General features: G+C 70.4%; 9 protein-coding genes. 3 read left to right on the top strand and 6 right to left on the bottom strand.

Annotation, left to right across the window (positions count from 1 at the left end; translation table 11 throughout):
* Positions 1-36: 36 nt before the first annotated feature.
* From JYK02_RS37795 to JYK02_RS37775, 5 genes are all read right to left on the bottom strand, one after another.
* Positions 37-1,209, bottom strand: coding sequence for a FadR/GntR family transcriptional regulator (locus JYK02_RS37795; RefSeq protein WP_207057815.1), 1,173 nt, complete (start codon positions 1,207-1,209; stop codon positions 37-39).
* Between the two features lie 357 nt (positions 1,210-1,566).
* Positions 1,567-2,727 (bottom strand): hypothetical protein, encoded by a 1,161-nt coding sequence (locus JYK02_RS37790; RefSeq protein WP_207057814.1) that lies wholly within the window; start codon positions 2,725-2,727, stop codon positions 1,567-1,569.
* Between the two features lie 44 nt (positions 2,728-2,771).
* Positions 2,772-4,937 (bottom strand): Ig-like domain-containing protein, encoded by a 2,166-nt coding sequence (locus JYK02_RS37785; protein WP_207057813.1) that lies wholly within the window; start codon positions 4,935-4,937, stop codon positions 2,772-2,774.
* Between the two features lie 30 nt (positions 4,938-4,967).
* The gene (locus JYK02_RS40670; protein WP_207057812.1) at positions 4,968-6,389 is read right to left on the bottom strand and encodes a glycosyl hydrolase; all 1,422 of its coding nucleotides are present in this window, start codon (positions 6,387-6,389) and stop codon (positions 4,968-4,970) included.
* A 276-nt stretch (positions 6,390-6,665) separates the two neighbouring features.
* Entirely contained in the window at positions 6,666-8,081 is a 1,416-nt protein-coding gene (locus tag JYK02_RS37775; RefSeq protein WP_207057811.1) for a hypothetical protein, read from the bottom strand.
* A gap of 322 nt (positions 8,082-8,403) precedes the next feature.
* On the opposite strand from JYK02_RS37775, the gene JYK02_RS37770 reads away from it, so the two are divergent.
* Positions 8,404-8,928, top strand: coding sequence for a hypothetical protein (locus JYK02_RS37770; protein ID WP_207057810.1), 525 nt, complete (start codon positions 8,404-8,406; stop codon positions 8,926-8,928).
* Positions 8,929-8,938: 10 nt separating this feature from the next.
* Here the strand turns inward: JYK02_RS37770 and JYK02_RS37765 are convergent, their stop codons facing one another.
* Positions 8,939-9,964, bottom strand: coding sequence for a serine hydrolase domain-containing protein (locus JYK02_RS37765; RefSeq protein WP_207057809.1), 1,026 nt, complete (start codon positions 9,962-9,964; stop codon positions 8,939-8,941).
* Between the two features lie 229 nt (positions 9,965-10,193).
* On the opposite strand from JYK02_RS37765, the gene JYK02_RS37760 reads away from it, so the two are divergent.
* A complete protein-coding gene (locus tag JYK02_RS37760) occupies positions 10,194-11,072 on the top strand; it encodes an ATP-grasp domain-containing protein (protein WP_207057808.1) in 879 nt (292 codons plus the stop codon).
* A gap of 48 nt (positions 11,073-11,120) precedes the next feature.
* Positions 11,121-12,443, top strand: coding sequence for a hypothetical protein (locus JYK02_RS37755; RefSeq protein ID WP_207057807.1), 1,323 nt, complete (start codon positions 11,121-11,123; stop codon positions 12,441-12,443).

Below are 12,443 nucleotides of genomic sequence, written 5' to 3'. Positions count from 1 at the left end.
AGGAATGCCCGGCGAGGGGCGGAGAGCAGTCGCTGCTTACGAAGCAGGTGGTGGCCCCAAGGAATAGGTCACGAAGCGCCAGACGCGCAGAGCCCACCGGCCCAAGAAGCCCCAGGTGCCGCCCGTTTCTCTCCGCGAGTCAGAGGGAGGAGGCGTGGGCTGGAGGGCCTCTTCCGGACAAGAAGCATCCCAATCAGACCGGTTGCCCAAGGCCTCGCCCATCCCCTGCGCACAGGAGTGCTCGGCCTCGGGTTCGCTTGGGGGGAGCACTGAAGCGGTTGGGAAACACGGTGTCCCCTGGTCCGGCTCCACGGAGGGAAGCGGTTCATGAGGGCCAGGCGGCCCCGCAAGGGCCGCAGAGTCATCGGTGGCTGAAGCCGGTCGGGCAAGGCCCTGCTCCTCGACGCAGGGCTCTTTCACAAGCGGCTCATCGCACCTGCTGACAGTCGATGAGGCATCGGAGCAGCACGTCTGGGCATGCGGAGCTTCGGGGAACACAGGCTCCTGGGGAACAGGAGCAAAGGCGTCCAGCATGCCCTCATCGCACGCCTTCAGCAGCGCCGGCAGTTGGTGCTGGAGCGTCCGCACATCGCGCTCGCCGAGGGCGTGCATCGCGCAGCGGGCCCACTCGCGCAGGGCGTCTCCGCCCATGAAGGACAGCAGCCGGGCCGCGTTTCCTCGCAGGGCCCGTTGCAGTGACTGGATGAGGAGCAGATGCCCGGGACGCGCAGCCGCATGGGCCGCCAGCCGCAGCAACTCGAATTCCAACTCCGCGCAGCGAGCACCGGGCTCCCAGCGCGCCGCGTCCGAGAGCGCGTAACAGATGGACTCCAACTGGCCCACCTGCGACGCGGAGGCCTTCGTGCAGCAGTCGGCCAGCAGCTCCACCAGCACCTGACGCTTGAGGCTGAAGAAGCCCTCAAAAAGCCGCCGGCCCTCCTCGGTGTGCCGGTGATGCAGCGCAAGGCCCAGGTTCTCCAGTGTCAGTGACTCGCCCAGCGCCACCGCGCGCGTCTTGCGCCCGGGGTGCTGCACCACCAGGCCTCGCGCCGCCAGTCGCCGGAACGCCTCGCGCACGGTGCCCCGACAGCACTTGAACTCACCCGCCAACTTCTCTTCCGAGGCGAACTGCCCCCGCGGCAGCATCCCCAGCGAAATGTAGCGCTCGAGTTGCTCTTCCACGTACGCCACGCGTCCCACCCGCTCCATCACCGTCCTCCTCCTCACCCACGCCACGCGCATCCAACCACAGGGGTCTGACATGGACGCGCCGGCCCACCGTCCTCGTGGACGTCCGCCCCTGGGCGCCCCACGCCACAAACCTGTCCGACTGTCGGACAGGTTTGCACAAAGCGCTCCCAACCAGCCGGGACCTGACATGGACGCGTGGACCTACCGTCCTCGTCACCTGTTGGGACAGCGCACTCTTGGGGCCGGGCGGCAAGAGCTTGTCCGACAGTCGGACAGGTTCGCGCAAAGCGCTTCCGGCCAGGCGGGACTGATATGGCCGCGAGGGCCCATGGTCCTCGTTGTGTTTCGGGACACCGGGCCCTCTGCTGTGGCGACCTATCTGGCTCGCCTGCGACGGAGCCAGATGCCCAGGAGTGCCGGCAGCGCCAGGACGGCTCCCGGCGCGGAGGTGCATCCCAGTTCCGTTGTCCATGGCCCGCCGCCATCGGCGTCTGACGGCAGCGCTTCCACGTCCACGGTCAGCGACGCGGGAAGGAAGTCCGCGTGCGATGCCTGCCACGTCACCGTCCCCGCCGGTCCTTGGGGCCGGAAGTACATGCGTCGCTCGGAAGTTCCTGTCGGCAGGCGCACTCGCGTCACCGGCGAATCACAGTCCTTCTCCGTGTGGAATCCGCCCTTGTCGCCCTCCACTGCCAGCGACACGTCGGTGTCGTATGGCGCAGGCGCGAGCGTCCCCGTGGAGGACGCTCGCAGTGACAGGTCCACCGCGAGGCAGTCCTTCGCCCCTTCCGCTTCCGGCCGGCGCAACTCCAGACGGCTGGCCATGGGCGCGTCCGAAACGCGCACGTCGTCGAAGTCCAGGAAGCCCGTGAAGGTGCCCGTGTCGCTCCACGGCTCGCCCACCACCACCTTGTCCACCTTGTTTGCGTCATCGCGCAGGTCCAGTCCGGTCAGCCCTGGGCCCTGCTCGATGCCGTCCACCCACAGCCGGGCCTCCGCGGCCGCGGTCCCCATTCCCCGGACGCGCAGCTCGACGAGTGACCAACGCTCCGCCTCCACCTTCGCTCCGTGAAGGCTCACATAGGTCCGACCGGAGCCGTTGCGCAGCGCCAGCTCCCAGGCGGGCCCCGGTGCCAGCAGACGCAGTTCCACCAGCGCTGGCAGCCCCTGCATGACCACCGCGCTCCCCACCGCCCCCACGTCCCGCATGCGCAGCCAGGTGCGCATGTGGACCTCCGACGTCAGCGCGGTCACGTTGGCGTTGATGCTGGCCTGGGAGCCCGACGCCGTGGCTCGGTCCACCACCGTGAGCCCATACCGCCCCCGGTGCGCTCCTGCCGCCCCGCTGGTGAACGTGTTGGTCCCCACCATTCCCGAGTCGTCCCACCGTCCCGGCGGCGTGTCCTCGGGGAGCAGCGTTCCCGTTTCGAAGTCGTCCGCGAATCCCTCGGACGCATGGGCGGACATGAACGGCAGGAGCAGACAGCCCGCCAGCACCCCACCCCAGACCCTGGCCCTTCCCGCACGCATCGGCATGAAGTCTATCAGCATGACGTGTGGGAAGGGCCCCGGTCCTCCGCCTAGCGGAACACCGTCAGGTCCACGCGGTCCGCGTTGAGCGTGTACCCGGAGGATGCCGCGTTCTTGCGGCCCGACACCTTGACGGTCAGCGTGTGCGTCCCGCCGGTCAGCACCGCGCTGGTCCACAAGAGCTTCTGCTCCTGGCGCGTGGCGGAATAGAAGTCCACGTCCACCGCCGTGCCCCCGTCGATGGACACCGACGCGATGCCGTGGTGCGACGCCACCGAGCCGTACAGCTTCGCCTGCGTGCCGTTGAAGCGCACCACGTAGGTGGCGTTGGTCGCCGCGGAGAAGTGGTCATCGCTCTGGAACTTGCCCGTGCCGGTGCCTGCTTCCCAGGTGCCCGTGTACTCGAACTGCTCCAGGCCGGTGCCCACCACGCTGTCGTTGAGCTGGACCGTGGTCGTCGTCTGGCTCGCAGCCGTCACCGACACGGCGGTGCTGGTGCCCACGTTGTTGGCCGCGTCATACGCCTTCACCACCAGCGAGTGCGCCCCGGCGGTGGCGGCCCAGGGGAAGGAATAGGGCGAGGTCGTGTCCTCGCCCACCTTCTGGCCGTCCACGTGCAGCTCCGTCTTCACCACGCCGATGTTGTCGCTGGCCGTCGCCTGCACCGTCACGTTCCCCACCGCCACCGTGCCGCCGGTGGGCTGGGTGATGCTCGCGGTGGGCGCGGTGGTGTCGCCCTGCGTCGCCGTCGTCACGTCCACGCGGTCCGCGTTGAGCGTGTACCCGGACGACGCGGCGTTCTTGCGGCCCGACACCTTGACGGTGAGCGTGTGGGCTCCGGACGTCAGCGTCGCGCTGGTGAAGAGCAGCTTCTGGTCCTGGCGCGTGGCCGAGTAGAAGTCCACGTCCACCGCCGCGCCGCTGTCCACGGACACGGTCGCGATGCCGTGGTGCGATGCCACCGAGCCGTACAGCTTCGCCTGCGTGCCATTGAAGCGGACGACGTAGGTGGAGTTGGTGGTGGCGGAGTAGTGGTCATCCCCCTGGAACTTCTCCGCGCCCGTGCCGGCCTCCCAGGTGCCCGCGTACTCGAACTGCCCGGTGCCCGTGCCGACCGTGTTGTCATTGAGCTGCACGGTGTTGCCCGTGGGCGGGGGCGGCGTGGACGGCAGGGGGAAGTCCTTGATCATCGGCATCATCGGGTCGTCCGGCCCGAAGGTCAGCTCGCAGCCGGAGGGAGTGACGGGGCTCCAGTTCCAGACGAGCACCGCGGCCGCTCGGCCGGAGATGTACTGCTGAAACTTCTGGCGCATGGCGTCGCGGCGGGCCGTGCGCGACGTGCGGCACCCGCTGAGGCCGGAGATGATGCCCGTCTCTCCGATGATGAGCGGCTTGTTCAGCCCGTCCATCGCGCGCAGGGCCGGCGCGAAGTGCGGCGACACGATGGTGTTGCCGTTGTTGTAGTCGTAGTCGTACTCGTGCAGCGAGCCCACGTCGATGTTGGGCAGGTTGTGGATGTCCTTGAAGCCCGCCTCGCCGCCGTAGGCCCAGGGCGCCCACGAGCCGGAGCCGACCAGGTGGTTCGGGTCGATGCCCTTGATGGTGGTGCTGACGTCGTTGAAGAACGCCTTGATGGTGGCGTTGTCCGCGTCACCGGGCTCGTTGAGCAGTTCCCACATGCCCACCGCCGCGCTGTTCTTGAACTGCGTGACGACCTGACGCACCCAGGGCAGGTAGCTCGTCTTGTAGCCGCTGGCGTACCACACGGGGTACTTGCCGCTGCCGTCACTGCCCTTGTAGCCGTCCCACTCGCCGCAGTAGCTGCGGCCGTCCGCGAGCGACAGGATGAGCTTCTGGTTGTACTTCTCCGCTGCGGCGACCACCTTCTGGATACGCGCCAGCCCCGACGGCTGGAAGCCCCACGTGCGCACCAGGCTGTTGGGGCGCAGGCCCGCGAAGAAGGCGTCCAGTTGCGCGTCGGTGGGCGCGGCGCCACAGCCCGTCAGCGTGAACGCATCCACGCCGACCATCTGGTACGGCGCGCCGTTCAGGTAGAGCTGCGCCCCCTGGCGGTAGAGGAAGTTGGCGGGGACCGCCAGCTCGGAGGTGTTGGTGGTGAGGCCCTCGTCGCCCTCCTCCGGCAACCCGTTGCAGGCGGCCAGGAGGGACAGCGAGAAGAGCCCGAGGAGACGGCGGGCGGAAGAATGCTTTCGCATGGATTGGATTCCTGGAAGCAGGGGGCTTGCTCAGAAGAGCTGCTGGTACTTCGCGGCCGAGTTGGGCATGCGGGTGTTCGGATTGAGGATCCAGCGGCGGTTGTCCCGGTCCACGTTGAAGAGGGACTCGTAGAGGACCTTGCCGGCGCCGGTGCCGCCGTTCGCCTTGAAGAAGTTGAACATCTGCTCGATGAACACGGGCGAGTCGCCGTTGTCCGCGTTGCCGCTCCACTCGGAGATGGCGAGCGGCAGGCCCACGCTCTTCGCGAACTCCAGGTGCTTCGCCAGGCCCTTGGGCGCGCCGTAGCCGTCCGTCTGCTGGATGGCGTTGTTCCAGTCCGTCACCGTCGCGACGTAGGGGTACTGGTTGTAGTAGTCCACGCTCATCACGTCGACGTAGGCGGCGCCGGGGAAGGTCTTGCGCCAGTCGATGCCGGAGCTCACGGACTCGCGGTTGACGCTGAACACCAGCTTCGCGGCGGGGAAGATCTCCTTCTGCAGCGCGCGGTAGCGCTTCCACGCCGAGATGAAGGCCGTGGCGTTGCTGGAGGTGACCTTCCAGGAGTACCAGTTGCCATTCATCTCATGGGCGAAGCGGATGTACACGGTGCCCGGGCGGCTGCCCCACTTCGTCTTCAGGGCGGTGAGGGACTGGCGCCAGCGCGCGTCGTACGCGCCCGTCGCCGCGGAGGCCCAGGACTCGGTGTCGCTGATGGCTCCCACCGCGATGTCGATGCTGCCCTGCCACGTGCCGAACTCGCCGCCCGGGTCCAGCTGCCACAGCCCGACGGAGGCGCTGTTGTTGTCCGACCAGGTGGCCGCGAGCGTCACCGGCGTGCCGCGCCAGGTGCCGAAGGCGCCCGTCGCCACGCCGACGCCGGAGGCGCCCGAAATCCAGGGGCCGGACGTGCCCGTGCCACCACCGCCCGTGCCCACCGTGAACGCCAGCCCCGAGCCGTCACGCCAGACGCTGGAGGCGTCCTCCCACGTCGGGTAGGCCTCCCAGGTGCCCAGCGGATCCGCGGAGGCGATGACTCGCGTCGCGGTGAGCGTCACGCTCTCGCCCGGCTGGAGGGTGCGGTTGGTGATGCGCGGCGTGAGGTCGTAGTACGGACCGCCCGCGTGCGTGCCGCCAGGGGCTCGCGACGTGAGGACGATGTTCTTCGCGGTGACGGCGGTGGTGCCGTTGTTCTTGTAGGTGACGCTGGCGCTCAGCGTCTGGCCTCGCTCCAGCGAGGTGTCCACCACGGAGATGGACGTGGTGATGGTGAGCGCTCCGGAGGTCTCCACCGCGGCGGACGCGGTCTCGAGCGAGGGCGCGGAGTCATCCAGGGGCGTGGCCTCGTCCAGGGGGCCGCCACAGGCGGTGGACAGGGCGAGCAGGGCCGCGGTCACGAGGCCCGTGAGGCCGGCGCGTGAGAAGGAGGTGGAACGACGTGCGATGGGGGACACGAGATGCCTTTCAGGACAGGAGGGGAGACGTGCTGCCGCCGCCGCCCTGAGCAATGGCTGTGCCGGACCTGCTTCCGTGGAAATCCCGGGACTTCCGGACGTGGCAGGCGCGGCCACTCCGGGGCGGCTGACCTCTGGAGAGGACAGGACCTGTCCTCTCGACAGGACAGGTGGGGCGTGTCGCGGTTGCCTGCGTGGCCTGCGTTCCAGCGGTCTCCGGACGACAGGAAGCGTGCGCGCGCCCCACGTGTGCCTTGCAGCGCGGCTGTGGGTGCACTAGCCATCGGGGGACGAGGGCCGACGGCGCCGACCGCTCGGGTCCTCCGAGGATGACTTTATGGCCCAGCGCCGCCCGACCCGACCTTCCGCCTCCCCTGATTCGTCCAAGTCCCGCAGTGCCGCTGGCAAGGCCGCCACGAAGCCCGGGGGCCGTCCCGCCGGGGGCAAGGCTCCTGCCCCGGCGAAGAAGGCCGGGGTCGCGAAGCCGGTGGCGCAGGCGCTGAAGACCGCGGCCTCGAAGCTGAAGCAGGCCGCGAAGGCGGTGAAGAACGCCGCGGCGAAGGCTCCGGCCCCCAAGGCAAAGCCTGGCGCGAAGCCCGCCGCAAAGGCATCCACCGCGAAGGCCGCGCCGGCACCGAAGGCTCCCGCGGCGAAGTCCGCCGCGCAGGCTCCGAAGTCCTCCACCGCGAAGTCCGGTGCACCGGCTCCGAAGGCTCCCTCTGCGAAGTCCGGTGCATCGGCTCCGACGGGTTCCGCCGCGCAAGCGCTGAAGGCCCCTGCAGCCAAGGCCGCTGGCAAGGCTCCGACGTCTTCCGCCACGAAGTCGGGTGCACCTTCTCCGAAGGCTCCTGCCGCGAAGTCCACCGACAAGGCCTCAAAGGTGGCTGCCGCGCAGGCGCCGAAGGCTCCTGTGGTGAAGTCGGGCGCACCAGGGTCGAAGGCTCCTGCGGCAAAGGCCGCCGATAAGGCTCCGAAGACGACTGTCACGCAGCCCGCTGCGCAGGCGTCGAAGGCTCCCATTCCGGAGGCTCCGAAGGCTTCCGCCTCAAAGGCATCCAGCTCGAAGTCATCCTCGCAGTCCTCGCTCCCGCTTGAGGCAACGGCAGCGCCGACAGGATCGGCATCGAAGGCTTCCGCGTCGAAGTCCGCTGGACGGGCCCCCAAGACTTCCTCGGTGGAGCCCACGTCGCCGGGTGAGCGTCCCGAGGCTTCCACTGCGGGAGCTGACTCGACCGTAGAGAGTCCCAAGGCATCCGCGTCGAAGGCTTCCGGACGGTCCTCCAAGGCATCAGCGGCGGAGCCCTCCTCGACGGGGGAGAACCCGAATGCATCCGCGCCGAATACCTCTGGACCGTTACCCAAGGGCTCGGCGGCGGAGCCCGCGCCGACGGAGAACCTGAAGGCTTCCGCGTCAAAGACTTCCGGACGGTCCTCCAAGGCTGCGGCGGGAGAGCCCACGTCGACAGAGGTGAACCCGCAGACATCCGAGTCGAAGGCTGCCGGACGGCCTTCCAAGGCTTCGTCAGCGGAGCCCGTGCCGACGGAGGTGAACCCGAACGCCTCCGCGTCGAAGGACGCCGGACGGTCCTCCAAGGCTACGGCGGAGCCCGCGACGACGGACTCCGGACTGTCGTCCGAGGCGGAGGAGAGTTCGAAGGCTTCTGCGTCGAAGTCCTCCGGACGGTCGTCCAAGGCTGCGACCTCGGCAGAGGAGAACCTGAACGCTTCCGAACCAAAGCCCGCTGAGCAAGCCCCTGCGGCGGAGCCCTCTTCGGCTGGGGAGCCGCTGAAGACCTCCTCACCTGAGCCTTCCTCCCAGTCCGCTCAAACCGCGGAGCCGACGGCGGGTGCTGGCGAAGCCCCTTCGAAGCGTGCGGGGAAGACGCCCAAGGGGGCTTCCTCGAAGAAGTCCTCCGCCGATGCAACTCCCGCCCCGGCTTCTTCACCTTCGGAAGGCACCTCTCCCGCGACACAGGCGGAGGCGGGATCCTCCGACGCTGCTGCTTCCAGCGCCGTGGAAGAACCGTCTCCCAAGGCCTCGGGTCGCGGCGCGAAGCGGAAGACCTCCGAAGCCGAAGCGGCTCCGTCGGAAGCCTCGGCCGCGCCGGAAGAGCCGTCCGCCCCTCCGGCCTCCAGCGAGGAGCCTTCCTCGAAGTCGAAGCGCGCGGCCAAGGGCGCGGCTCGCCCCCCCGAGGAGCCCGCCCCCGCTGCGCCCTCCGCACCGGCGAAGCCCGCCCGCACCGTCGAGCCCCAGTACCTCATCCTCACCGGCGGCTCGCCCTTCCTGCGCGCCATTGGCTCCGTACGCCGCCCGGAGGGTGAACCCCTGCCCGGCTTCGGCAACCTCGCCGTCACCAAGATGTCCGCGGCCCCGCTGCCCATCGAACCCGGCCAGTACGAGTTCCGCTTCCAGGCCAGCAACGGCACCGGCGACTTCAAGCTCGCCCAGCGCAGCGAGAACGGCGCCCCTCGCAACGTGCGCGACTTCGAGATGGCGTCCTCGGGCGGCTTCCAGGTCTACCGCTTCAGCATCCCCTGAGCTCAACGCCTCAGGGCAGGAACCGCGACATCAGCGCGAGCCCCGGCGCCTCCAGGGGCACGCGCCCCCGGAGCGCGGCGAACAGCGACCAGCCGTGGTCCGACAGCAGCACCACGGCCGCGTCCGCCGCGACGCTCAGCCCCATGAAGCCCACGTAGCCGCCCATCACCGACGAGCGCCACACCACGTCCTTGCCTCGCACCTGGGACACGTTCCACCCCAGGCCGCGCTGGAAGGGCCCGGCCTTCACCCGGGGCGCCTGCATCCGGAACAGGGCCTTCGTGAAGGACGTCTCGCCCCGCCCCAGACCCGTCTCCAGGAAACGCATCACGTCCCCCACCGTGGAGTGCAGCGCCCCGCCGCCCGGGAGCGCCGGGAAGGTCCAGGGCGACACGGGCTTGCCTCGCGCGGTGTGTCCCTGCAACAAGCGCGGGGCCAGCTCCTCCGTGACCCGCGCTGCGGTGTCCGTCAGCCCCATGGGCTTGCAGAGCGCGTCCCGCATCAGGTGCCCGTAGTTCAACGCCATGCGCCGGGACAGCGCGTGGCCGAGCACCCCCATGCCCAGGAAGGACTCGGAGGACGGGTGCGGCGGCGGCCGCCGGGGGTGGTAGTTGCGCAGGAACTCGCCGAAGAGGGCCGCCGAGTAGTGGCCGAACGGGTCGTCCGGATTCTGCGGGGCCGCGTCCAGGTTCGGCGGCAGGTGCGGCAGCCCGGAGGTGTGCGTCGCCAGTTGCTCCAGCGTGATGCTCCGAGCGACCTCGTCGTTCAGCAGGGACTGGGGAATCAGGTTCCCCAGCGGCTCGTCGAGCCGCACGTCGCCGCGCTCCGCCATCACCGACAGCAGCGCCGCCGTGAAGACCTCCGTGAGCGAGCCCAGCGAGAAGAGGGCGTCCGTGGCCGGAGGCGTCCCTTTGCCTCGCAGGCCTTCGACGTGCAGCGCGCCCCGCCACGTCATCGCCGCGCACACGGAGGCCGTCGGGTAGCCGCGCAGGTAGGGGCGCAGCTCCGCGCGGAGGAGGTCGGAAGGGTTCGACATGGGGTGGCGCTTTATGGGCCCGCCGCCCGCGGAGGCAAGCCTTCCCGCAGCGCTTCTGTCAGGCATCACCGTGCGGGAGCGTCCGCCCCCTGGAAGGCCCTTTCGTCCAGACATGCCGCCCGCGGTCACGCCCATGGGCGCCCGCCGAGGCCGTGTCAGGTCCCGCGTGTGCCCGCGTCAGCGTGGGCCCGCCGTTCCCACAGCGCATCCACGACGAAAGGCCCCCTGCATGCCCATTCCTCCCGCCGCGAAGGCCCTCCTGTTCGGGCGCAACCCCCACCAGCCGGATCCGTTCGACGTGGAGGCCGACGCGGCCGAAGCGCTGGGCGTGGACACGTATCAGGCGGACCTCTCCGCCCTGCTGTCCGGCGACGCGGCGCGGGCGCTCACCGGGGTGCCGGAGCGGGGCCACCTCCGGCTGCTGTACCGGGGCTGGATGCTCACGGAGGAGGAGTACGGCGAGCTGGATGAAGCGGTGCGCGCGCTGGGCCACCGGCTGATGACGACGCCCGAGCAGTACGCCGCCGCGCACTACCTGCCCCGCTGGTACCCCCGGCTGGCCGGCTACACCGCGCGCTCGGTCTGGACGGAGGAGCCGGACGCGGCGGAAGCCTGGCGGGCGGCGCGCAAGCTGGGACCGCCGCCGTGGATTCTGAAGGACCACGTGAAGTCCGCGAAGGAGCGCTGGGCGGAGGCGTGCTTCGTGCCGTCGGACGCCACGCGCGAGGACTTCGAGCGCATCTGCCAGAACCTGCTCGACGAGCGCGGCGACCGCTTCGAGCGGGGCTTCGTGGTGCGCCGCTACCTGCCGCTCAAGGTCTACGGCCGCACGCCCGCGGGGCCCGCGCACCTGGAGTTCCGCCTGTTCTTCGGGCGGGGCCGGCTGATGGCCGCGGAGCCGTACCACGAGTTCGACGTGGAGGTTCCGGACTTCAGCGCCTTCGAGCCGCTGGGCCAGCGCATCCCCTCCCCGTTCTTCACGCTGGACGTGGCGATGCTGGAGGACGGCGGCTGGGCGGTGGTGGAGGTGAACGACGGCGGCGTGTCCGGCCTGCCCCCCGGGTTGGACCCGCGCGACCTCTTCGCCGCGCTGCTCGACCTGCGCTAGCCCGTACGGTGGGGAGACAGGCTCCGGCCGGTGCTAGCGTGCGCGGGCATGAAGGACTCCGCCCGTGCACGCGCAGGGTTTCGCCACCGCCTCGCCGCCCTCCTCCTCGTGGGACTCACCGCGTGCGGCGGCTGCCAGAAGACCGACGCCGAGCGCGCCGCGAAGGAGCGCGCGGAGATAGACCAGCGGCTGCGCGACTCGGTGGCGCTCGTGCCCTACCGCGCGCTCAAGCTCACCCTGCGCGCGGAGGACGACCCTCGGGCTCCGCAGGAGGTGGCGCTGCTCTGGGAGGCCCTGGCCCGGACGCGCGCGCTGCCCGACACGGACGTCAACGACGAGGTGACGCGCGCGACGGCTCGCGCGTACTTGGACCTGGGCATCGCGTTCTACAAGGCGCGCAAGACGCTCCAGACGCGCGACGAGGACGAGTTCCCCCTCCTGTGGACCCGGTGGGCCGCCAACGCGTCCACGCCCCTGCCCTCCTATGACGCGGGCCAGGAGCACGCCTTCCTCGCCGCGGTCCTGCTGGCGCTGGACGCCGCGGAGAAGTCCGACCGCCTCCCCGCCACGGAGCTCGTCTTCTATGAGCTGTCGCGCGCCACGCCCGCCTCCACCTGGCCCGCGCCCCTGCGCGCCGCGGTGCAGGCCAGCCGGGGCGCCGCCTTCTGCCAGGCGGGCTACCACTACGCCGCCGAGGAGGAGCTGACCGGCTTCCTCACCGAGACGGAGCGCCTTCCGCCGGAGGCCTTCCCCGCCATCCAGCAGGGCACGCCCGCGCAGTCACGCGAGGCGGTGCTCGCGGCCGGGCACTTCCTGCGCGCGTGGAACCGCATGGGCCTCAAGCGCGAGCGCGCCGCCGAGGACGACATCGAGCAGGGGCTGCGCTCGCTCGAGACGCTGGGCGTGGAGAACGAGCTGACGTGGTGGGGCTGGGCGTTCATCCACACCCGGCGCGGACGCTACCCGGAGGCCGCGGCGTCGCTCGACAAGCTCGCGGCCAGCCCCTACCTGGAGGACGCGGAGCGGCGCGAGGTGCACGACAGCGCGGAGGCCCTGCGCAAGCACGGCGACAGCCTGCCCCTGTTCCTGCAGACCCGCGCGACGGTGCTCCTGGGGCGCACGCTGCTGGCGCGGGCCGGAGGCCTGGAGCACGTGCTCACCGTGCTGCTGGGCTCCGAGCAGGCGAAGCGCATCTACGCCCCGCTGGTGTGGATGGACCGGGTGCGCCAGCGCACGGCGGCGCTCTCCCCGGAGCAGGTGGCCCAGGGCGCGGGCGAGACGCTCGACCGCGCCCGCGAGGTGGGCAACCGCGGCTGGAAGGCCCTCCAGGAGCGCCTGGACCAGGGCACCGCCCAGGACAGCCCTCCATGA

Source organism: Corallococcus macrosporus (assembly GCF_017302985.1).
Taxonomy (GTDB): Bacteria; Myxococcota; Myxococcia; order Myxococcales; family Myxococcaceae; genus Corallococcus; species Corallococcus macrosporus_A.
This window is presented reverse-complemented; position numbering and strand designations above follow the sequence as displayed.

Coding starts and splice junctions, on each gene's coding strand:
- JYK02_RS37760 (WP_207057808.1), top strand. CDS start 10,194: ATGCCCATTCCTCCCGCCGCGAAGGCCCTCCTGTTCGGGCGCAACCCC.
- JYK02_RS37755 (WP_207057807.1), top strand. CDS start 11,121: ATGAAGGACTCCGCCCGTGCACGCGCAGGGTTTCGCCACCGCCTCGCC.
- JYK02_RS37785 (WP_207057813.1), bottom strand. CDS start 4,937: ATGCGAAAGCATTCTTCCGCCCGCCGTCTCCTCGGGCTCTTCTCGCTG.
- JYK02_RS37795 (WP_207057815.1), bottom strand. CDS start 1,209: ATGGAGCGGGTGGGACGCGTGGCGTACGTGGAAGAGCAACTCGAGCGC.
- JYK02_RS37765 (WP_207057809.1), bottom strand. CDS start 9,964: ATGTCGAACCCTTCCGACCTCCTCCGCGCGGAGCTGCGCCCCTACCTG.
- JYK02_RS37790 (WP_207057814.1), bottom strand. CDS start 2,727: ATGCCGATGCGTGCGGGAAGGGCCAGGGTCTGGGGTGGGGTGCTGGCG.